Consider the following 23,086-nt stretch of genomic DNA (forward strand, 5'->3'; position numbering starts at 1 on the left):
TTCCCCTTTAGGGGTTAGGACGTAATTATCCAACTTGCTTTGTATTCAATTAATTTCTTCTCCATCAAATGATAAACTTTGTCTTTTAGTTTATCCATATCTTTTAACGTCAACCCCTCTACACTTATCTCTTCAAGATAAACAGCCCGTGATCTCCCTGGGGTCAATGATAATATTTGCTTATAATTCAATCTATCATATGCATCCAAAAACAAGATCGGTTTAATTGGCGTTTGCGTTTCGATGGCAACTTTAAAAGCACCGTTATAAAATTCTTTTAACGGTTTACCTGTGGTATTAAATGTTCCTTCGGGAGCTAATACTACAGATATACCACTTCTGATAATTGCCTTTAACCGCATTACACTTTTTGCTCTTTCGGCTGCATTGCTTCTGTCTACCAACACAACAGTATTTCTGTAAAAAAAACCAAATATCGGGATCTTGGCCATTTCTGCTTTTCCCAATACCCTGAAATGCTGCCCACGGATTGCCTTCAATATGATAGGAACATCCATAAAAGAGATATGGTTGAATACAAAAATGTATTGTTTATTCTTATCATGAGGTGTTTCATAAATATTCTTATGAAAGATCCCCCAGAATAAAAGAGCTAGATCTGCCCATATATGACAAAGTTTGTAAATAATGTTACCTCCCCGTACTGTACCAAAAAAAGAAGCAATGATCGCAAGAGGAAAAAACAGGAACATGAACACAAAAAACACTATAAAGCCATAAATTGAAAAAATTACCCGTAAAATGGCGAAGATGTATCTCATAATCAGAAAGCGAATATAGATGATTAAAATAAACGGTTAATAGCTAAATATTTAGAAATTAACGGCTTATCTGCTGTAAATTGCCTCTTTTTCTGGCATTTTTGCACAAAATACCATGAAGCCGAAAAATCTTGAATATCAAGTATTAAATTCTAATTGTTTTTCCTTACCTTTGCCGTCCTAAATTTTGGACATATGTTAGCAGTAGTAAAAATAGCCGGACAACAATTTAAAGTAAAAGCTGGAGATAGCCTTTATGTACCTCATATTGAAGGTAATGATGGCGATAAAGTTGAATTCTCTGAAGTGCTTTTAACTGATAATGCAGGAGCAATCTCTGTAGGTGCCGGTGTAAAAGCAGTAGTTAAGGCAGAAATTATCAAAAGCCTTATTCAAGGTGATAAAGTAATTGCCTTTAAAATGAAAAGAAGAAAAGGTTTCCGTAAAAAACACGGACATCGTACTCACTACACACAAATTAAAGTAACAGACATTGCGTAATTACGTTTAACGTTTGAAGGTTTAGAGTTGAGTGATCAACTATGAACTAAAAACTATAAACTAAAAAACTAAATAAAGATGGCACATAAAAAAGGTGAAGGTTCCGTAAAGAACGGAAGAGACTCACAAAGCAAAAGATTAGGCGTAAAAATTTATGGTGGACAACCTGCTCTTTCAGGTAACATCATCGTTCGTCAACGTGGTACTGTTTATCATCCTGGTAAAAATGTTGGTGTTGGAAAAGACTTTACAATCTTCGCATTAGCTGATGGAATTGTAGAATTCAAAAAAGGAAAAGGAGATAAAAGTTACATTTCAGTGAACGCTGCTGAAGTTGCCAACTAAAAAAAATAAAAGTTTTTTTTGGTAGATTGAAAAATGTTTTTATTTTTAAGTATTATTTACTAACCAATTAAATTTAAAAAACATGGCAACTGCAAAAAAAGCTGCAAAAAAAGCTGCTCCGAAAAAAGCTGCAAAAAAAGCTGCTCCAAAAAAAGCCGCTCCAAAAAAAGCTGCTAAAAAAGCTGCTCCAAAAAAAGCCGCTAAAAAAGCTGCTCCAAAAAAAGCTGCTAAAAAAGCTGCTCCAAAAAAGAAGTAAGCTTTGCTTTTTAAAAAGCGAAACTAATAAAAAAGTCTCTCAAGCAATTGGGAGACTTTTTAATTTGTACCTACTCTCACTTTATTCTACCAACAAATAAAAATGTATCGACATAGGAAATACTTGTCTGATCAATTCATTTTCTATTGGCCGAACGATATAGAAAACAGCTCATTTTTTTACTATTTTTGATATATGAACAACTCCCAGATAGCAGACTGCTTCTCACTTTTAGCCAAATTGATGGAAATACATGGCGAAAATAGTTTTAAAGCAAAATCTTACGCAGCCGCCGCATTTAATATTGAGAAATTACCGATGCAATTATCGGAAATGGATAAAGCCGAATTATTTTTACTAAAAGGAATTGGCGAATCAAGTGCAAAAAAAATTATTGAATTGTTGGAAACAGGAGAGCTCTCTTCACTAAAAGATATCATTTTAAAAACGCCTAACGGTGTTGTAGAAATGTTGAACATAAAAGGGATCGGTCCAAAAAAGATCAGTGTGATCTGGAAAGAAATGGGCATTGAAACTATCGGAGAATTATTATATGCATGCAAAGAAAACCGATTAAAATTATACAAAGGGTTTGGAGAAAAGACACAAAAAAGTGTTGAAGAAAATATTGAATTCTATTTTCAAAATCAGGGAATTTTCCTTTTTGCACAGACAGAAACCGTTTTTTCGCAAATAAAAGGGTACCTCGAAAAAATATTTTTTCCACAGGTAATTAACGAAACGGGAGCTTATAGAAGACATCAACTTACTATTGATGAAATTGAATTTGTAGTGAATGTGTCCAACGATGTAGTAAAACAAAAAATGCAAAGTGCAAATCCTCCCGCTTTATTAGATGAGAGTGAAACAAGCATAGCTTATAAGTTAATGAATGGATTAAAAATCCGCTTTTATACCGGAACCCAATCATTCACCAAAAGATTATTTACTACAACCGGATCTGCAATATTCAATGAAACTTTCAATAATAATTATTCTGACACTGTTTATACTGATGATAATATAACAGATGATAGTATCATTTTTAAAAATGCTGGTATACAATATATAGAACCTTACTTAAGAGAAACTGCAGACATCATAGATAAAGCAAAAGCATTTGCAATACCCGATGTTATACAACCTACGGATATTAAAGGAATCATTCACAGCCATAGTACATGGAGCGATGGTAGTAATACTGTTGAAGAGATGGCTAAAGCAGCTATAGAAAAAGGATTTGAGTACCTGGTGCTCAGTGATCATAGCAAGAGTGCATTTTATGCCAATGGGCTGGATGAAGAAAGAATTAAACAACAGCACAGGCAGATAGACGAGTTTAATGCCAGGCTGGCCCCATTCAAGATCTTCAAAAGCATTGAAAGTGATATTTTATACGATGGCAATCTTGATTACAGTAATAGTATTCTCTCTACATTCGATCTGGTTATTGCCTCTGTGCACTCTATCTTAAAAATGACCGAAGAAAAAGCCATGCAGCGCCTTATTACTGCAATAGAAAATCCTTACACTACAATTTTAGGTCATCCTACCGGAAGATTACTCTTAAGTCGCAAGGGCTACCCAATCAACCATACAAAGATCATTGATGCCTGTGCTGCTAATAATGTGGTGATAGAATTAAATGCTAACCCTAATAGGTTGGATATTGACTGGCAGTTTATAGAATATGCATTGAAGAAAAATGTATTGATCTCTATCAACCCGGATGCCCATACAATTGAAGGATATGATGATATCAGATACGGTGTACTGGCTGCTCAGAAAGGTATGCTTACTGTAAAAGACAATTTAAGCAGTTTTGGATTGAAAGAATTTGAAGCGTTTTTACGCAACAAAAAAACTGATCTGATGATTTAATGCTGTATCAATTCGTTCCGACTAAAGGAAGCTCCACAAAAAACACAGTACCTTCTCCTTCCCTTGTTTCGAACCATATACGTCCTTTGCTTTGCTCTACAATACCTTTACACATAGCCAAGCCCAACCCCGTACCAGAAGTCTTAGTAGTAAAATTGGGCATAAAGATCTTATGTCGCATTTCTCTTGGAATACCAATCCCATTATCTTTTATGGTTACCAATACATTTTTGCCCACAATCGTTTCATTTATTTCTATTACTGGTTTTTTAGGGCTCGGAATAGATTGTATGGCATTTTGAACCAAATTATTAAATAGCCTATTGATATGTGTACTGTCTGCATTTACTTTTACCGGTGCAGATACAAAATTCCATGTCAAATCGATATTATCTTCTATAGAGTGCAACTGAGCAACTGAAAGCAATGTTTCGTTCAAGTTAAATACTTCATTTTTGGGATTGCCAATATTAGCAAACTGTGAAAAGTCTCCGGCTATCTGACTAAGATGATCTATTTGTTCAACCAGTGTTTTGGCCACACTAATACTTAATTCTCTTACATTAACAGAATTAGTATCGATCGCCTTTTGCAAATACTGTAAACTCAATTTCATGGGTGTCAGCGGATTCTTGATCTCATGTGCTACTTGTTTTGCCATTTCACGCCAGGCCCCTTCCCTTTCACTCTTTGCCAATGCAATGGCACTATCATCAAGCTTATTAACCATGGTATTGTACTCATTTACCAGTTCTCCTATTTCATCTTTACGGTTCCATATAATCGCTTCATTTTTCTTGCCCAGATTTACTTCTCTCATTTTATGACTGATAAAAGAGAACGATCTTGTAATACGATTCGTTATAAATAACGCAACAATACCTGCTATTAAAAATATAAATGCATTCAGGTTGATGATGGCAACGAGGAAATTCGAAATTTCCTGGCGAAGTTTTGTTTGCGCTGTGAAATACGGAATATTGAGATAAGCGTATTCTCTCCCCGATTCATCAATTACAGGTACGTAGTTACTCAAATACTCCAGGGTACCTATCTTCTCTTCTCCGAAATATTGAATTTCTTTCAACTTATGTAAATGATAATAGGCCAGCGGATCCATCTTACTACTAACAATTCCTTTACTGTAAGGTAAAGGCAGAGAGGACACTTGCAAATTACCATCCAGATCATACAAATTAATATCAGCTGCATGTATCTCAGAGATCTTTGTTACCATTTGCTCCAAACTTGCTCTGTAAGCCTGATCATAAACCTTTATAGCATCATCAAATACCGACAATTCACTAATGGTATTTCTTACTTCATTAGCCATTACATGTATCGTACGACTTAATTTTTCTCTGTTATTACTATGATAACGATTGATAAAAAATAAGATGGTGGCAATACCAATAACAATGAATGATAGTAAGCTGATAAAGATAATGGTACCATGCACCTGATTACGAATACTCATTTGCCAATATTTGCGCATTTCATTCGGTCTGAAACGAGAGCGGATAACTGCATTTAAAAACCAAAAAATTCCGGTTACAAATAAAAAGGCGCAAAATAAATAGGAGAACAATGTAATTGACTCAATGAAAAAATTATCTTCTTTAGAAATAATCACCACTTTATCTGACCCGGCTTTATACCAAAGCTCGTCATATCCATTTTTTCTGATATTAACATATTCATTTTCCGGCACCTGAGCGGTATCTAACTGCCATGGGAACGCATAATCATTATGACTGCTCACTAACTGCAATTTATTGTAAACTGCATAAGAATAAATAGGAGAATTTTCAATGGAGTTATTATACCCTTTTAAAAATAACTCAGGATACAACGCATCCGTTTTATATTTCTTAGGCGATGCCAGTATAAAAACGTACCCAAGCAACTTACCCGAAGTGTCCGTAATATCTTTTTTACTGATATAAGTAAAGCGATCATAAGAAACATCATAATAAAAAAGGTCTCCTATACCTGTCGGTTTTCCCTGTGTGTTCAACACTGTGATCAATGTATTGAAACTCGTTGAATCCTGATTAAACAAAGGACGTTCATATTCATTAAAAGTAAAAATACGGGTATCATATTTATTCAGATAGCCCGAAAAGTTTTCGTTTAGCAAGCTATCTTTTAAAAGTTTATTCGTTGAGTCATTTCTGAATTTATAGAACAATGGCGCCAATGCTTCGCTTCGAAAATCCGTCAGTACCGTGTTCATTAATCGCTCGCTTGACGGATCTGCTTTATTGGCAAGGGTTTCAGCATAATGCTTCCTTTTTTCATTTTCTTTTTTATTGTTTTCTACAATGATTATTGATGCCAATGAAAAGGAAAAAAAGAAAACCCAAAATACCAATCTTGAAGAGATAATTTTAGATGCTAACAATGAAAGATAGTTGCTGTTTAATAACTGAAGATACAATACCAACCATCCGAGCAACATCAACTCAAAACTTACATTCAGCCTGTTTATCTGTGAAGTAAGTGCCACCAAACCGACCACCGCAACGAAAAAATTCAATGGCAAAAACTTTTTCGGAAAAAGAGGCAATATCAGGTATGTCACAATCTGAGTTATAAAAAAGTAGGCAATTGATATACACCCCAAAACAACAAAACCAACAACAGTATAATAATTAAGTGTAAAAAAGTTAACTACATCAAACGATATCTGAGAGTCTGCAACCATTGAACGAAATATATTACCGCAAACAAAAGTTCCACCCAAAAGAATTGTTATTCCGACAAAAATAACTACCCATTTAACGAACGCTGACCTGGTATTGATCACTACTTTTTTTTCCTCTATGTAATGTCGAACAAACAACACCAACCATAGCAATAGCACCGCATTGATCAACAGGTCACCCAAAGAACGAAGTACTGCATTGGAACCATATACCGAGGGATCAAACAATTCGAACTGTCGAAAGTATAATGGTATTGGATAGTAATAACTCAATACTCTTAAGAAAACTACCATCAGGATCAAAAAAGATATCGCCGGCAAAAACTTTCTCTGCACCAAATATGTGGCTGTAAAATGGATGAAGAGTAATACCAGAAAAGCCGCAATCAACCGGCACATTACGGCTCCCAGATTATTATGCTTTATAACTATTTGCGTTATCGGTTCTAAAGAAAAAAGATATTCTCCCTCTTTCGATCTGATGATGGTACTATTTTTATTTTTATCCGAAATAGTATAATTGTCACCGATATCGTTTCCTGCTGCAAAATTATTTTTTAAGTACTCATTAGTAATTGTATAATCCCATTTTACCGGGATTAAACATAACAAAGCATACCCGCCACACCTTGCTTTCCGCCAAACATAACTACCATTTGATAATTGAAAATAACCACTTGTATCGAAATTTGATAATGTTTGCGGGGAAGGTGTTACAACCTGTGTATTCCAGAACTTCAGGTCATACTCTTGCATTGCATTTTGCTGATACACATAAAAAAAATACTTTTTCCCCGTTAATTCTTTCAAAAAAGATTCTTCATATTTTCCGGAAACAATTTTTTTTACGAGAACAGAATCATTGCCCAGCTTATCAAAATCATCTTCCTGATCGTGTATATATCTGGCAATATTTCTTTCAGCTGCTCTTACTGAAGAAATGTCTGACCAATAATTATCAATAATGAATGAGATGGTAATAAGCCATGCTGCAGCTATCAAAAGGTAGCTATTTTTGAAAATGAACTGTTTAAGACTGATCTCTTTATGCAATGGCTGTAGATTAAAATATTATTTATTGACGACGTTTGATAGAATCCCACACTGCATCCATTTCCTGCAATGTCATATCCGATAAAGATTTACCCATCTTCAGGGCCTCTTCTTCCATCATTGTAAACCTATTAAAAAATTTCTTATTGGTACGTTCTAATGCATTTTCAGCATCTATATCTAAAAACCTGGAAAAATTGATAAGGGAGAAAAAAACATCTCCCAACTCATCTTCCATTTTATTTTTATCCCCTGTAGCAATTGCTTCAAAAAGTTCTTGTTTTTCTTCTTCCACTTTATCCCAAACCTGCTCTTTATTTTCCCACTCAAAGCCAACCTGCTTAGCTTTTTCCTGCAAACGCATTGCCTTTATTGTAGCTGGGAGAGATTGGGGTACTCCACTCAATACAGATTTTTTGCCACTTTTAATTTTAAGCTTTTCCCAGTTGCGTTTTACATCTTCCTCGTCATTTACTTTCACATCTCCATAAATATGCGGATGACGATATATTAATTTTTCACAAACCCCATTGATCACCTCGTCTAAAGTAAATTGATTTTGCTCTAATCCTATCTTGGCATAAAAAACAATATGCAATAAAATATCTCCCAGTTCTTCTTTGATACCACTCCAATCATTGTCTGTGATAGCATCAACTAACTCATATGTTTCCTCAATAGTAAGTTGCCTAAGCGTTTGAATGGTCTGCTTTTTATCCCAGGGACATTGCGCTCTCAATTCATCCATAATTTTTACCAACCGTAAAAAAGCATCTGAAGTAACTTGTTGCATAGAGTTTTATTTTTATATACCTGTTGTTTGAACGTTATTTAAATTCACCTTTAAGATATCAAATCCTTACATTTTATCGGGCTTTTTTACCCATAACCGATTGCAAAAATAGTTCCAGACTCATTTTTATAGACCAATTATCCTTAAAAATGTCATCATACAGCCATCAGAACACGTCTTTCACAAAGTACTATATTGAAGTTCCATTGCAATCTATTGATAAGGTGTTGTTAAAAGAAATAAAGATACTGCACATATTAAGTTTTGGCACAAAATAAGCAGTGTATATAACCAAATTAAAGTTATTTTTATGCCGAAATTTTATACAATGAACAAACGGATATTACTCATTTTCTTAAGCAGTGCCCTCTTTACTAATTACACCATTGCTCAATATTATTACAAGGAGATATTAAGTAACAAACAGTTGATCTCAGACCGAAATGCTTTTAAAGATCAAAAAACAAGAACTATCATTATCCATAGTCTTGAAGCCGACGGCGAACCCAGTAAAGATTTTTTTTGTGAGAAAAATATCAATAAGGATTTTACACGTATAGAAACTCACAGTAAATCTAATATCAGCGGCGAATCAATACTAACCACCTATTTTACCCCCGACGGGCTTGTATTGAAAACAACTGATAGTTCTGAGTTATCGGCATCTACTTCCACTTATAAATACGACAACAATAATAACCTCATCAATATTACTTCTGTATCGCATTCAAATGATGATGATTTTGCCACCACTCTTACCGAAGAACACCAATATCTATACAACGAAAAAAATCAACCGGTAAAATTATTACGTATCAAAAATCGGAAAGACACTACCGTTATCAATTTTACCATTGATGAAAAAGGGAATGTGAGTGATGAAATTGAAGCTATCCCTAATGGCCGACACTATTACTATTATTACAGCGAAAATAACAGACTTACAGATATAGTACGGTACAATGTTATTAAAAATAAATTACTACCGGATTTTATTTTTGAGTACAACACCGCAGGGCAGCTACTGCAAATGATCACTTCAGAAGAAGGACCCAATAGCGACTATTTTATCTGGAAATATTTTTATGGCGATGATGGTTTAAGGATCATCGAAAAATGTTACTCAAAAGAAAAAGATCTGTTAGGGTCTTTTGAGTATGAATACAAGTAATCATTTATGGTATAACATATAAAGAAGACCCCCTCAACAATTGAGGGGATCTTCTTTATAATAAGTTTTCGGGTTCTTAATTTCCTCCTTTGATCCGGCTCGCCTCACTTTCCAAACCTGTTTTTCTCTGACGTGAACTTTTAACCTGGCTATTACCAAACCTCCATGAAAAATTGACCCTGAATGTCCGGCTTTCCCAAGATCCTTTACCCTTTATATAAGTACCGCCAAAATCATTTACAGAGCTCCACGGAGCTGTATACAGTATATCCGTTGCAGCTATTTTGATGGTCGCTCTCTTTTGCAATAGTAGTTTTTGAAATCCTACATCAATACCACCTTGTGGTCTGGTTCTCCATGTACCACCCCAGATACTCGGACCGTTATACCATCCGCTGATCTCTGCAGAATAATCTTTTCCTAAAGTAAAGCTATGTTGCATATAAGCTCCATAACTTGGCACCTCAACTTGCACTTTATTTTCTCCTATTGCACCGTTGAATATCTGATAATTATACCAGAAATTCGCATACCCATTCCACCATTTTTTTATTGGCAAAGGCGAGCCGATATTAAAATTAATGATCTGTTGTGTGGCTAAATTTTTCTGTTGTAAAAAGGTTGCATTTTTAACTGTATCCGTAACTTCTGTAGCGTAATCTTTTACATGGCTATACCCAACACTGGTATTGATGAAACCCATAAATGTATGTGTAAGCTCAACATTATTGGTGTATTGAGGTCTTAAAAAAGCATTCCCTTTTTGATAGGTCAATTCATCTAATTTATTTTCAAACGGATTCAGATCCTGATAAGTAGGCCTGTCTATTCTTCTGCTGTATGTTAAACTCAATGAATGTTTTTGATTTATACTCCAGCTAACTGCAGCACTTGGGAAAAAGTCCCAATAACTTCTTTTAACTGTATTATCTGCCTGGGTTACGCCATCTGCCCTGGTAAGGACTCCCTCGCTATTGGTTTGCTCCATACGTAAGCCTGTTTGCAGACTCCACTTTGCATTTAGTTGTTGCCTGTAATTAACATAAGCAGCATTCACATTTTCGGTATACTTAAAGCTATTGCTTCTATCTAATATTTTAATTGGATCCCCACTTACATTATCAGTAAAAAAATCAAATGTATTTTTTGTAATAACAAAAGATGTTTTAGCGCCGTAACCAAATTTACCTTTACCTAATTTTTGTTCCAGATCTATTTTAGCCGTATAGATATCAATATCAGTTGGAGTATAATTACGATTAACCACAGTATACCATAGATCATTATTGCTGTCAAAATAATTATTAGGCTGATAGCTTCTGCCTACTCCACGAAAGAAACCATAATCACCATCAAAGTTAATTTCTCTACCTGTTGTATCAACATATCTATAATTAAGATTCAGATTAACATTTGTTCTGCTACCTGGTATCGTGTTATTTGCCTGAAGGCTTTTTATGAAAGTAGCTGTAGGATTATAATAAATCATAGTAGACCCTGTGCTGCCAAAACTATTATCATTAAAATTGGTAGTGGCCATTACTCCGATCGTATTTTTATTATCGACAAAATAATCAACCCCTGCTTTAATATTTACACTTTTATCGGAATTGGTATTAACGCTATTTTGGTCATATAATGTATCTTTCTGAATACGATATAAACTCAATGTATTTTCATAATTAGCAAGATTCCCTCCGATATTGCCGAATATATTTACTTTTTTATCTCTGTAATTAAGATTTAAAGAGCCATTCCCTTTTGGCGTTACCCCTTGTGTAAAACCAAGACTGGCACTACCATTTGTCCCGAATTTTTTATTTTTTTTCAATCGAAGGTTTATGATACCGGCATTACCGCTGGCATCATATTTAGCACTCGGATTACTGATCATTTCAATCGCTTCAATATCATTACTGTTGATACTTTTGAGGTAAGCCGCCAGATCTTTTGTATCTAATTGCATCATTTTCCCATCTACGTATACACGTACACCGGTTTTACCTTTCATGCTGATATTATCATTGTTATCTACCTGAATACCGGGACTTTTTTGCAACAATTCTAATGCATTACTACCTGTAGCATTGATACTTGACTCTACATTAAAAACAGTTTTATCCGCCTGTACCTCAATCATCGGTTTTTTAGACAAAACTGTAACACCGGATAATTGATTTGATTTTACATCCAACGAAACGGTTCCAGCATCTATTTCGGCACCTTCCTCCATCACATAAGGCTTCGATATTTTTTTCTCATACCCTATCAAAGAAAATGATAGCAGATATGTACCCGCTTTTTTTACTGGCACTGAATATTTTCCATCTGCATCAGTGATATCAGCTTTTACAAAGGTACTGTCATTTGCAAGCAAAAGCGATACTGTAACAGAACGTAAAGGTTTATTATTAGCCGTCACTGCCCCACTTATTTTACCGGGGCTTTGGGCCAATAGTTGTGTAGTGATAAGCAAAGCAACTGCCATCATTACACTCATTTTTTTTCTCATTGCAATTTTTTAATTTAATTAAGTTGCAAATCAATTCTAAAAAAACGGGATCACATAGTTAATATGGATGAAGCATGATAATTTCGATATGAATGGTATGGAGATTGCCAGCTATTACTTCAGAAGAAAAAAGCAGCAATCTATAAAGCAGATATGCAGAAGATGAGATAGCTAATAAAAATATTGTTCTTCCCTATATCAGGATCAATTTTTATATGTTTGAACCAATATTAGCTTATTTGTAATTGACATAAAAAAACGATTATGCCGGATATAAAGCCAACCAAAGCTAACCAACCAATTTTTTTCAGGTACCACATAAAATCTATTTGCTCAATACCCATTACTGCAACACCAGCAGCAGTGCCGATAATTAAAGCGCTTCCTCCCGTGCCTGTAGTTAATGCTAAAAATTCCCAGAAAGGATGATCTGTTGGATAAGCAGATAAATCGTACATCCCCTGGGATGCGGCAACCAACGGCACATTATCAACAACAGCAGAAAGTAATCCTAACGCAATGCCTATCAAATAATCATTTTTTAAGGCATTGCTAAGTACATTGGCCAAATCTTTAAGTAAACCAAAAGATTGCAAAGCAGACACGGCCAATAAAATACCCAGAAAAAACAAAATACTTGGCGTATCAACTTTTTGCAATGCTTTGGTCACCGTAAATTTTTCCGCATATTCAGCATCTTTATTTTTATGAAGAAAAGTGGTGATCACCCACATAATTCCTACAGCCAATAACATTCCCATAAATGGAGGAAGGTGAGTAAGTGTTTTAAATACAGGCACAAAGATCAAAAAACCTATCCCTGCAAAAAGAATTATTCTTCCATCCTTTTTTTCAACTGCCGTACATGCTGAAGGTGGTAAGACTTCTATGCGCTTTCCTTTAAGTCTACGAGCAATGATCAAAGCAGGAATTATACATACAACCAAACTAGGCAGTATCAATTGCTTCATAATATTAAGCGCTGTTATTTGACCTCCTATCCAAAGCATAGTAGTAGTCACATCTCCTAATGGCGACCAAACGCCACCAGCATTGGCAGCAATCACGATCATCCCAGCAAACCACCATCTATCATCTCTTTCATTCAATATTTTTGCACACAATGAGGTCATAACTATTGCAGTTGTTAAATTATCCAATAAGGCAGAAAGAAAAAATGTTACAGCTGCAATGATCAGCAATAATTTTTGTTTACTGGTAGTGGTAATTTTTTGCGTAATGATATCGAAGCCATTGTGAGAATCAATCAACTCCACAATTGTCATTGCTCCTAATAAAAAAAATAAAATTGAAGCGATATCTCCCAGATGATGTAATAGCTCTTCGCCTACTACATGAGAAGATTGGCTTTGCAGAATATAGATTGTCCAGCAGAGCACACCAGTGATCAAAGCTGAGGCTGCTTTGTTGATCTTAAGCGGATGTTCGAATGCAATAGCTGTATAGCCCAACACAAAGACAATTGTAATGATTGCAGCTATCATATTTCAAATATTTAAAAGTGGTTTTAGTTACGCCAATTAAATTATCAAATTGACTACAAGTTATCTTTTTTGTGGGCATGTACAAAAAACAAAAAAAGTCTTAAAATCAGTTATTTAACTAATCTTAAGACTTTAATTCAGTACTCGGGATGGGAGTTGAACCCACACTCGCATTACTGCGAACAGGATTTTAAGTCCTGCGTGTCTACCAGTTCCACCACCCGAGTAAACACAAAAAAAATCCATCCACTATAGCAGATGGAATTTATTCAGAGCGGAAGACCGGGCTCGAACCGGCCACCCCGACCTTGGCAAGGTCGTGCTCTACCAAATGAGCTACTTCCGCATTATATTCGTTTAAAAGATTAAAAGATTTAAGAAGTTTAAAACGTTTATAGAAATTATACACTTTTTAGACTTTACAACCTGTTCGACCAATTAAACTTATTAAAAGAACTTCTTTTTTTGGGATTGCAAAAATAAGGGTTGTACAAACAACCACAAAAAATTATTTATTTATATGTGGGATTGTACAAAGTATTTTCTGGCACAGCCACTTCCGGTTTCCCTTTATAGCGATGTGTATATAAATTATAGCAACCTCCCAAAATGAAAGCCACCACCAAAAAAACCTGACAGAACCAAATAAAACGAGATGAAGACACCCAGTTGTGGGCAAAATCCTTGTGTTTATTGTCTATAATTTCCTGAGCCATAATATTTTTTGATTTGCACTGCAAAAATAGGGTTTGCCACTCAAAAAAACTTATTTAGAGCCAACAATTTCTGAAAAAGTAGTTTTCTTTTTTACAAAATGTTGCCATACTGCAGATCCAGCATACCACCCGTATAATTGGGTATTCTTTCGCTGGGGAAAAAAGCGCCTTTTCTTTTTTGTAAAGATCCACCTTGCAAAATGTATATGGGCTCTTGTGATGGCAACAAAATACCCCCCATTACCTTCCAAGAGCCCCTTCCAGGCAGCAGTTGTATCCAGCAACATCCTGAAGGGTACTTTCCATAAAATTTCACCCGGGGTGAAATTTTTAGCCATCATTATCAGGTTATTCCTGAAATTCAAGAATACCTTCAGATTATTTTGTTTGGGCAATGTGCCACCCCCTACATGATATACTATCGACTGAGGTTGTACATATACTTTATACCCCGCCAATTGCATCCGCCAGCAAAAATCTATTTCTTCCTGATGTGCAAAAAAATATTCATCTAATCCTCCCAAGCTATGATATAATTCTGATCGTACAAACATAGCTGCACCACTTGCCCAAAAACAAGGTTCTGCATCATTGTATTGCCCATTATCTTCTTCTACGATATCAAAGATCCTTCCCCGTGAAAAAGGGTAACCGAAAGTATCCAGCCATCCTCCGCTTGCGCCTGCATATTCAAACTCACGTCTATGTGTATACGACAAAAGTTTAGGCTGGCATGCTCCAATGGTATGATCATTTTGCATCAGCGATATTACCGGCTGAATCCAACCAGGCTCCACTTCTACATCACTATTTAGCAATATATAGTAATCGCTTTGTATTTTCTCTAATGCAGAATTATAGCCTTTCGCAAACCCTTCGTTAGTAGCATGCTGCAATATTTCCACTGCAGGAAAATGTTGTTGCAAAAAAGCGACCGAATCATCCGAAGATGCATTGTCTGCAACTATTATTCTTTTATTTGGGTAGGTAGATGCCAATACTGAGGGCAGAAACTGTTTTAAAAAATTCCTCCCGTTCCAGTTTAAAATAACAATTGCCACCGAAGGCAATTTTTCGCTACCGGTTATACCCGGTAACTCAGCATCGTCCGTCGACCGACGGATCTGTTCATACATAGTAATACTGTTTAACTTTAGTACATTTTGCACAAACATAGTTCATTTCTTATTTTTCATTTCTTATTTCTTATTTTATATTTGATAAAATGTTTACACAACTATTAAATTGGCGTACGTTACTGGCCTTTATTGCAATTATTATTGTAACAGGCACGGTTTTCTACTCAAATCAATTGGCGAAAAAGATTGCTACGGAAGAACGACTTAAGATACAGCAATGGGTAGAAGCGTTAAAGGACATCAATAACCCGGAAGTATTGCCTACTAATTTATCCGGCCTGATATTGGTGGAAAACAGTAAAAACATTCCAATGATCGCTGTTACAGAAAAAGACAGCATACTTGACCATTATAATTTAGATACTGCCGAAATAAAAATCAACAAGAATTATCTTAAGGATAAATTAGATGAATTTAAAAAGCTGCACGAGCCGATCGAATGGCGAAATCCGTTAGATTCATTACAAACAAACCGTGTATTTTATGGAGAATCTGATTTGTTAAAACAAGTCAGGTACTACCCTATCATTCAATTGATCATTGTTGCCCTCTTCATTATAATAACATTAATTACTATATCTACCAGAAATAAAAGCACACAAAACCAGGTATGGGCCGGCATGGCAAAAGAAACTGCACATCAATTAGGTACTCCATTATCTTCATTGCAAGGTTGGGTAGAGATCTTAAAAGAAAATACCGGCAGTGAAAAGATTGCTATTGAAATGGAGAAAGATGTTGACAGATTAAAATTAGTAAGTGATCGTTTTGGCAAGATAGGCAGCACTCCTCAATTAGAAGAGACCAATATTGTTACGCAGATTGAGAATATGGTGACTTATATTAAACGCAGGGCCACCGACAAAGTTGATTTTACCATAACCACTAATGATAAAGAAGTAATCGCTCTCATTAATGCTCCGTTGTTTGATTGGGTGATAGAAAATCTATTAAAGAATGCATTAGACGCAATGGAAGGAAGAGGAAAAATAAACGTCAGTATAAAAAATGAAGCCGCCCAAATTATGATAGATGTTACAGATTCAGGAAAAGGTATCAGCAAACAAAATATCACGAAAGTTTTTAAGCCGGGGTTTACCACTAAAAAAAGAGGTTGGGGATTAGGACTAAGCTTATCAAAAAGGATCATTGAACAATACCATAAAGGAGATCTATTTGTAAAACAGTCTGATCCTAATAAAGGAACTACTTTTAGAATTGTACTTAAGAAATAGTTTAGAAAGGATGAATGAGTTTAAAATGTCTAAGGCGTTTAAAGTTTTTAAACTTGTTACACCCATTCAAGCTTTTAAACCTTTCGTTTCTTATTTTTGCACCACTAAATCATCTGCGGCGATGGCGAAATTGGTAGACGCACTACCTTGAGGTGGTAGCGCTCGAAAGGGCGTGGGAGTTCGAATCTCCTTTGCCGCACAAAAAAGGGTTGTTTAAATTATTAAAACAACCCTTTTTTCATTGATAAATTTCATGCCCTATCTCATCAAATACATTTTACCGTATCCTTTATTAAAGAACTTATCTGTCTTATCTCCTTCAGGCTTATATTTATCTAATGCTTTACCATTCAGACTGGTCAACACCCTGTATAGATAAACCCCATTAGCCAGTTTCTGACCATAACTATCAGTTCCATCCCATTTAAATTCGGTAATGTTTCTGCCAATATGTATAGGCCCCAATTCTTCCTTACTGATCTCTCTTACCACCTTACCTGTAATGGTAAGAATCTGAATACGCATACCCTGCGGAGGTTCGCTACCGGTAATATAAAATACAAATGCAGTTGAAGTTGTGAACGGATTCGGGTAATTCAACAGATTAGAGATCATAGGTTTATTGATAACAGTAAAGACTACACGATATTCAATATAGCCGGCTTTATTACCTACCACATCTTTACCAGAAACAATAAACAGATATTCTCCATCATCAGTAAATGTGGGATTAAATTCTATCGTAGCTGAATTTTGGCCATTACTCAAATCTGCCGGCGTAAACCTGAGCATATCTGCAAAATGATAATCATGCAAAGAACCATCCGGGAACTGCACCTGTACTTTTAGCAGGGCTGTGTCTTTCAGTGCCAGAAATCTGCTCTCATCTTTCAGTTTAACCAAAATATTAGGCTGGGCTGCTACTATATCTTTATTCAGGATATGCACTCCATCAAAAGTAATATCCAGCAAAGGATTATATCTATCTTCATTTACATAAAAATTCTTATAGATAAAATTATTAAATAAATATTGCTCAGGCTGATCATCATCCGGATTGAACATTACATACAAGGTATTATTGCCACCTAAATCCCTGGTATCAATACTATACCTCACAATCACAGTATCGCCGGCAACCAATGCTTTCTTCTTAGGAATATCAATTACATGCGGAACATTATCCTTATCAGTGATCACAAATTTAACTTTCAAGCTATCAAATGCTACAGCACTTATGTTTTTGAATACTAACGAAAAATCAACTTTCTCTCCTTGTTCAAGCGTATCTTTCATATTCAATAAAATATTAGGTGCCACCGCCCCCTCAGGAAGATAATCAGCATTTATTCTCCAGTAAGTAAGTTGTTGCGGCGTTGCATAAATTTCATCAGTATTCAACATTTTTAATTGAACATACGGATATACCGATGCGTCGATAAATGCCAGTGTTGTATCAATGGCAGGACGTACCGTTGCCATTAATACTTTAGTGCCATCTTTCTTAACACCATATACTTCAACAGATACAGAATCTGCTATTACAGGATCAGTAGTAGTACCTCTCCAATGTAATTCATGCCATGTTTTTGCAGGGCCATATAAAGGCGACTCAATTGTACCCGAACGTTCTGAACCAAGTAAAGGAAATGCCTGTTCAATATGTTCTTCTGCTGTAACCCCCACAAACTGATGCGGTGGATAAGTGGCCGCTTCTCCTTTTTTGTAGAAAAACAGGAAAGGAAGATTTTTTGTGAACTCATCAATACGACTGAACCCTACAGATTTTAACTTATGATACAACGATTGTCCCGTACCTAAAGTACTCTGATCAGCCTTCCAGTCATCTATAAAAGTAGTGTTCTTAAAAACAAAGCCAAAGGCATCTACATCAGAACCTAAATTAGTAATTGATACATACATCCCACTTGGAATTGCATCCAAAAAGTCCATCGCCTTTTTTCTATAAGATGCTATATCATAAGGAAATTCAAAGAAATTCCTATATTCTGGATGCGCTATATCCTGGCAGGGAAGCCAACTACCAAAGCGCCCTTCTGTGCCACCATTTACCGGATAGTTTTTCCATGGCAAGTGAGTAATGCTATCAAAAACAGCGATCTGCAAAACATTATAACGACAACCATATAGATCTAATCGGGAAAAATTCAGATTGATATCAATACCATCATAGTCGAAATATGGATATAGACCGGTTCTTATTAATAGATCATTTTTAGTTTTATCAAAAGTAAATTTCCGATCAGTACCCAAACTCATATCTGTATAGGTACTATGTAAATGCTGATAATAGTGCGATTGATTAAAACCGGTACTGCTACCTGCCAAATACACAAACGATGAGGTATTCCAGATCGGTGGAGTGGCTGTTAACGGAGCAATAGCAGTTCTCCAGTAATACACTGTTCCATTAGTAAATGTGACATTATTTGGCGTGAACTGTATCAATCCTCCTAAACCGGTTGAGGTATATTGTTTTAAAAATGCTGAATTAAACAATTCGGTAGTATCTATTTCCATCAGGAATTGGCGTTGCCCCATTAATGGATTTGCTGTAGAGGCACTGTAGGTAATATTTTGCTGACTTACAATAGCATAATTATAAGGATATACAGGACGTAACTCATCTTCAAAAATGTAAAAGTCTTTTGTAACCACATTATTCACCTCACATAATTCTGCAATTTTATTATCAGCATCTACTGTTACTGTTATTTGATTAAGTCCTTTATCGGTCAACGAATTGATAGGTACGATCAGATTTACAGAATCAATATAATCGATCGAAGCGATCTTTTTATCATAAAGCGTTTGTACATCACCGCTGGGTAATTTATGTTTTACTGTAACACGAATAGAATCATTTACAGCTTTACCGATATTAAACATCTTAACATTAATGGTAAAATTATTATCTGCAACAGAAATAATTGAAGGACTGATCTTCACCGTTTGATCTTCTACTACAAAATCCGGATTATCAAAATGATTCATCTTCAGCGCCGGATCTCCGTGCAAAGTAATTTCTTCCAAATGCATTCGCAAGTAATAATCAGACTCTCTGATATTACCTCCCAGGTTTTGCAACACTTGTTTCAATTGATTTCCAACAGAGTTGCCATATAGAGTACGACAAAATGCTCCATAAAATTGTTTGTTATACAGATCAAGATAAGGCGGTATACCTAAGTGTGAATCTGCTAAAAACCCAATACTACCCCTGTCTTTAGCCAATACATATTTTTCTGACAACGAAAGATTATCTGCAAGTCTTCCCAGATCGTATGTAAAGAAATTACCGGCACTGCAACCACTCACACAAAAGAAAGGATACTTGCCTTTGTTCTCATATACTTCGGGATTACTCAGATTAAATGCCAAAGTATTTGCAGAAGAGTGACCAAAATAACTGATCAAACTTGTCCCTTCTTTCAATAATGTTTTGATCCTTTCTCCATTTGCCTGTTCTACAGAAGCTGTTGATTCTTTCTTAAATGTTTCCACCTTAGCACCGAATAATGTGTCTGACGCAATGTCTTCATACGTTTTCATGTAGCTTTTGAAAAGCGCATCTTCTGCACTATCAGCACCACCCACAACATGAATAAAATTCTTCATCCAGGCTTTATCTATTATTGAACAGCTTGGAGCCGCCTGTACTTGTTCATACTCCTTCATTTTATCAAGATAATGTCCAAGTTCTGTACCGTTCACTACAGCAATACGACCGATAGGTACCAGCGGCACAAATTTGGCAGGTTCGCAAGCAAGCAACATATCAGATGCAGGCCAACCAAAAGTAGGTACCAGATTTAATCTATCAGCTTCAGGGCTGGATTCATGTTTTCTGTACTCATCATAACTAACTCCTCTACCTATAAGGAAAATGTATTTAGGTTTTACGGAGAATTGTGCTACAGAAAAACGAATAAAATCTCTTATCGATGCCGGATGCTTTTTGATCCCAAAAGCAAACTGATCTGTAAGTTCATCAGTAGAAATTATTTTGGTATTGAAACCTCCTCCTGTAACAGATGCTCTATATTGACTGTACTTATCTACATTATTAATTCCGGTGCCGTCATTAAACAATACCGGATTTGCTATCAGTAAATAATCACCTTGATTGATCGTATTAGCATAGTTTATAAATGTGCGACTTGTAAGCCTAGTTACTGCTGAAATATTAGAAGCATCTTCACTTACCAGCATAAACTTACGCACTGCGTCAACAGAACCCTGTAATACAAACTTTACTTTTCCGGGGGTACTTGTAATATCTCCCACCAATCTTTTTCCGTTGTTGATATCATATAATATCGGTGCTACGCCACCATTGTTGAAATTGTCTATTTCTAAATAATTGCCGGGTACTGATGCCTTTAACTCAAAATAAAAATTCTTCTGATTATTGAAATTAAAAGTTGCCGGATAAGTAAGTGCGATTTCTGAAATAACAATTCTATCATTTACATTTCCTGAAGTACCGTTAATGGAGAATGTGGCAGAATTCGGATTCTGCAGATACGATAGGGGTAATCCATCTACCTGCTTCTTGAGAGAATTAAAAACATCCATCACTTCATTTACCACCACGTTGTCAAAAAGTTTCATTTTAACACTCCTATAATTCAGGGCATTACCTGAAGCCGATATATATACCGAAAGCCCGTCAGCTGGTCCTGCTGTATACACATTCAAATTATTGAACTGATAATTCAGGTCTGTTCCTGGCTGCACATCATAACTTGACCAACCTTCACCATTATCGTAAGACGAAGAATAAACATATTCTCCCACAATTTCAGCGAAGCCTCTGTTGATCTGTTCTTTAAAAGGATGGCTCAGCCTCCTCATAAAATAAGTTTCTGCCTGCAAGCTGTTACCTGCAGTCACATTAGGTGTATTGATATAGCGTAAATTGGCAGAAGCAGTATTCACGGTAAGAAAATAAGCTGCAGTATCTGTGATCAAACTGATACTGTCGCAAAGTTGAAACTCAGGTTTTCTGTATAACTGCTTATCCGATAGCCCGTCATTAGCTTTTCCTAAAAATTCGATATAATCTGAAGGCCCAAAAACCCCGGTACTAACGGATGTATACAAACGAACTTCCTGGCCGTTTCTCCACAACTGAAAATTTTCAGCCGACACTGTATTTAAATTAGCGGCCGCTAATACAGATTGATTGATCCGGTACAAGCCTGTGCTGCCAACAGTAAACTTGTAATATGTTTTATTGTAATCAATCCAACTATTATTAAGCTGAGCGTGCCCCGCCAGCGTTATTAATAAAAAGAAGGGAATTAATATTTTTTTCATCACTGCTATATTATTTTTAATACTTTTCTTTTTTTATTAAACCAAGATGTAGAGAAAAGATATGTGTATACAAAGGGTTGGATTGATTGGCCAGGTTAGTGAACGCATAATCAATTGTAACATTATTTATCCTGAAACCTGCACCAAGACTAGGCTGATAGATCCATACTTTTTTTTGATTGATCAAATCTCCGTCAGATAATGCCCGTTGGAAATTAGTAACGCCGCCTCTTACAAAGAATACTTCTTTTATGGCAGCCTCTAAACCTATATGCGGATCAATACTTACAGCTTTAGTACTAACTACAGTATTACGTTTACCATCGAAGGTCAGATCGAGATTTGCTTCAGCTAATAATTTCACCGAACTCCCGATATTGAAATTATACCCTCCGCCTATAACCAATCGTGGCGCTGTTAATTCTGTTGATTTTACCGGTATGGCATTTTTTGTCAGATAGAGTACTTCCTTTTCTTTTTCAGAAAATTTGAACGACCAGGCATTAAATGTGGTTGTAAGATCTTTTGCAACAATACCAAGTTGCCATTTGTCGGCCCGTAACTGCAGTCCTGCATCAATACCAAAGCCCCATGCTGTTGCAAAAGCTCCCACTTTTCTGTGAATCACTTTTGCATTAACTCCAAAACTAAGTTGCTTGTCATTGATCGGTTTAATGTTTTGAGCATAAGAAAGTAATAATGCATAATCGGCTGAAGAAAATGTTTGAATATTATTATAGTTGATATTACCGTCAGGCTCCACCAAGAATAAAGTATTAGGTATATCGTCTACAGCAAAACGTAAAAGAGACACCCCCAGTGTTCTTTTATTATCTTGAGCCGGAATAGCGACAGATACATAATCGTACTTACCGATACCGGCAAAATATTCTGCATGCATTAAATTCACATCAGGATGATCTTCTACTAATGCTAATCCGGCCGGATTCCAATAGCCTGCAGTACCATCACTTACAGATGCAGCCTGCGCTCCACCCATAGCCAATCCTCTGGCACCTGCACCAATATTTAAAAACTCGTTAGAGTATTTTCTGAATTGAGAAAAAGATAAGAAAGGGGAAAGTAAAAAAACTACTATAAACAGATTTCTATTCGTCATTTTATTCTAATTAGCAATTGATAATGG

At 35.8% G+C, this 23,086-nt stretch carries 15 protein-coding genes and 3 tRNA genes; 7 read left to right on the plus strand and 11 right to left on the minus strand.

All coding sequences use genetic code 11. The features are described 5' to 3' along the window. Positions 1–14: 14 nt before the first annotated feature. Entirely contained in the window at positions 15–782 is a 768-nt protein-coding gene (locus LK994_RS00115) for a lysophospholipid acyltransferase family protein (protein ID WP_229760844.1), read from the minus strand. Positions 783–977: 195 nt separating this feature from the next. Here LK994_RS00115 and rplU point away from each other — a divergent pair, with 195 nt between their 5' ends. The 4 genes from rplU to LK994_RS00135 all read left to right on the plus strand — a co-directional run bounded on the left by rplU (position 978) and on the right by LK994_RS00135 (position 3,765). Continuing rightward, on the plus strand, positions 978–1,283 hold the full coding sequence (gene rplU / locus LK994_RS00120) for a 50S ribosomal protein L21 (protein WP_229760845.1): 306 nt from the start codon (positions 978–980) through the stop codon (positions 1,281–1,283). 78 nt (positions 1,284–1,361) lie between these two features. After that, positions 1,362–1,628, plus strand: coding sequence for a 50S ribosomal protein L27 (rpmA, locus tag LK994_RS00125; protein ID WP_229760846.1), 267 nt, complete (start codon positions 1,362–1,364; stop codon positions 1,626–1,628). 82 nt (positions 1,629–1,710) lie between these two features. After that, positions 1,711–1,884 carry a hypothetical protein gene (locus tag LK994_RS00130; protein WP_229760847.1) on the plus strand — a complete coding sequence of 58 codons (174 nt, stop codon included), beginning with the start codon at positions 1,711–1,713 and terminating at the stop codon, positions 1,882–1,884. A 195-nt stretch (positions 1,885–2,079) separates the two neighbouring features. Beyond that, on the plus strand, positions 2,080–3,765 hold the full coding sequence (locus LK994_RS00135; RefSeq protein ID WP_229760848.1) for a DNA polymerase/3'-5' exonuclease PolX: 1,686 nt from the start codon (positions 2,080–2,082) through the stop codon (positions 3,763–3,765). A gap of 7 nt (positions 3,766–3,772) precedes the next feature. Here LK994_RS00135 and LK994_RS00140 read toward each other — a convergent pair whose 3' ends face one another. Both LK994_RS00140 and mazG read right to left on the minus strand, forming a co-directional pair. Beyond that, positions 3,773–7,474 (minus strand): sensor histidine kinase, encoded by a 3,702-nt coding sequence (locus LK994_RS00140; protein WP_229760849.1) that lies wholly within the window; start codon positions 7,472–7,474, stop codon positions 3,773–3,775. Positions 7,475–7,547: 73 nt separating this feature from the next. Further along, positions 7,548–8,318: a nucleoside triphosphate pyrophosphohydrolase gene (mazG, locus tag LK994_RS00145; protein WP_229760850.1), complete on the minus strand. Its 771-nt coding sequence runs from the start codon at positions 8,316–8,318 to the stop codon at positions 7,548–7,550. Between the two features lie 328 nt (positions 8,319–8,646). Here mazG and LK994_RS00150 point away from each other — a divergent pair, with 328 nt between their 5' ends. Further along, positions 8,647–9,489 (plus strand): hypothetical protein, encoded by an 843-nt coding sequence (locus LK994_RS00150; RefSeq protein ID WP_229760851.1) that lies wholly within the window; start codon positions 8,647–8,649, stop codon positions 9,487–9,489. Positions 9,490–9,565: 76 nt separating this feature from the next. Here the strand turns inward: LK994_RS00150 and LK994_RS00155 are convergent, their stop codons facing one another. The 6 genes from LK994_RS00155 to LK994_RS00180 form a co-directional block, all read right to left on the minus strand. Continuing rightward, positions 9,566–12,001: a TonB-dependent receptor domain-containing protein gene (locus LK994_RS00155; RefSeq protein WP_229760852.1), complete on the minus strand. Its 2,436-nt coding sequence runs from the start codon at positions 11,999–12,001 to the stop codon at positions 9,566–9,568. A 230-nt stretch (positions 12,002–12,231) separates the two neighbouring features. Beyond that, on the minus strand, positions 12,232–13,506 hold the full coding sequence (gene nhaD / locus LK994_RS00160) for a sodium:proton antiporter NhaD (protein WP_229760853.1): 1,275 nt from the start codon (positions 13,504–13,506) through the stop codon (positions 12,232–12,234). 141 nt (positions 13,507–13,647) lie between these two features. Then, positions 13,648–13,733: transfer RNA gene (locus tag LK994_RS00165), tRNA-Leu, on the minus strand. 46 nt (positions 13,734–13,779) lie between these two features. Continuing rightward, positions 13,780–13,852 (minus strand) — tRNA-Gly (locus LK994_RS00170). 166 nt (positions 13,853–14,018) lie between these two features. Beyond that, positions 14,019–14,222, minus strand: coding sequence for a hypothetical protein (locus LK994_RS00175; RefSeq protein WP_229760854.1), 204 nt, complete (start codon positions 14,220–14,222; stop codon positions 14,019–14,021). A 50-nt stretch (positions 14,223–14,272) separates the two neighbouring features. After that, complete coding sequence (locus LK994_RS00180) at positions 14,273–15,358, minus strand: glycosyltransferase family 2 protein (RefSeq protein WP_229760855.1); 1,086 nt, start codon at positions 15,356–15,358, stop codon at positions 14,273–14,275. An 89-nt stretch (positions 15,359–15,447) separates the two neighbouring features. Here LK994_RS00180 and LK994_RS00185 point away from each other — a divergent pair, with 89 nt between their 5' ends. Next, a complete protein-coding gene (locus tag LK994_RS00185; protein WP_229760856.1) occupies positions 15,448–16,596 on the plus strand; it encodes a sensor histidine kinase in 1,149 nt (382 codons plus the stop codon). Positions 16,597–16,711: 115 nt separating this feature from the next. Beyond that, positions 16,712–16,795, plus strand: a tRNA-Leu gene (locus LK994_RS00190). 59 nt (positions 16,796–16,854) lie between these two features. Here the strand turns inward: LK994_RS00190 and porU2 are convergent. Further along, complete coding sequence (gene porU2, locus LK994_RS00195) at positions 16,855–21,939, minus strand: putative type IX secretion system sortase PorU2 (protein ID WP_229760857.1); 5,085 nt, start codon at positions 21,937–21,939, stop codon at positions 16,855–16,857. Between the two features lie 16 nt (positions 21,940–21,955). Then, the gene (locus tag LK994_RS00200) at positions 21,956–23,059 is read right to left on the minus strand and encodes a putative type IX sorting system protein PorV2 (RefSeq protein ID WP_229760858.1); all 1,104 of its coding nucleotides are present in this window, start codon (positions 23,057–23,059) and stop codon (positions 21,956–21,958) included. Positions 23,060–23,086 lie beyond the last annotated feature (27 nt).

It is taken from the genome of Ferruginibacter lapsinanis (assembly GCF_020783315.1).
In the GTDB taxonomy this organism is placed as follows: Bacteria; Bacteroidota; Bacteroidia; order Chitinophagales; family Chitinophagaceae; genus Ferruginibacter; species Ferruginibacter lapsinanis.

Excerpts from the sequence above, each read along its gene's own strand:
- LK994_RS00115 (WP_229760844.1), bottom strand. The coding sequence starts at position 782 with ATGAGATACATCTTCGCCATTTTACGGGTAATTTTTTCAATTTATGGC.
- rplU (WP_229760845.1), top strand. The coding sequence starts at position 978 with ATGTTAGCAGTAGTAAAAATAGCCGGACAACAATTTAAAGTAAAAGCT.
- rpmA (WP_229760846.1), top strand. The coding sequence starts at position 1,362 with ATGGCACATAAAAAAGGTGAAGGTTCCGTAAAGAACGGAAGAGACTCA.
- LK994_RS00130 (WP_229760847.1), top strand. The coding sequence starts at position 1,711 with ATGGCAACTGCAAAAAAAGCTGCAAAAAAAGCTGCTCCGAAAAAAGCT.
- LK994_RS00135 (WP_229760848.1), top strand. The coding sequence starts at position 2,080 with ATGAACAACTCCCAGATAGCAGACTGCTTCTCACTTTTAGCCAAATTG.
- mazG (WP_229760850.1), bottom strand. The coding sequence starts at position 8,318 with ATGCAACAAGTTACTTCAGATGCTTTTTTACGGTTGGTAAAAATTATG.
- LK994_RS00150 (WP_229760851.1), top strand. The coding sequence starts at position 8,647 with ATGAACAAACGGATATTACTCATTTTCTTAAGCAGTGCCCTCTTTACT.
- LK994_RS00155 (WP_229760852.1), bottom strand. The coding sequence starts at position 12,001 with ATGAGAAAAAAAATGAGTGTAATGATGGCAGTTGCTTTGCTTATCACT.
- nhaD (WP_229760853.1), bottom strand. The coding sequence starts at position 13,506 with ATGATAGCTGCAATCATTACAATTGTCTTTGTGTTGGGCTATACAGCT.
- LK994_RS00175 (WP_229760854.1), bottom strand. The coding sequence starts at position 14,222 with ATGGCTCAGGAAATTATAGACAATAAACACAAGGATTTTGCCCACAAC.
- LK994_RS00180 (WP_229760855.1), bottom strand. The coding sequence starts at position 15,358 with ATGTATGAACAGATCCGTCGGTCGACGGACGATGCTGAGTTACCGGGT.
- LK994_RS00185 (WP_229760856.1), top strand. The coding sequence starts at position 15,448 with ATGTTTACACAACTATTAAATTGGCGTACGTTACTGGCCTTTATTGCA.
- porU2 (WP_229760857.1), bottom strand. The coding sequence starts at position 21,939 with ATGAAAAAAATATTAATTCCCTTCTTTTTATTAATAACGCTGGCGGGG.
- LK994_RS00200 (WP_229760858.1), bottom strand. The coding sequence starts at position 23,059 with ATGACGAATAGAAATCTGTTTATAGTAGTTTTTTTACTTTCCCCTTTC.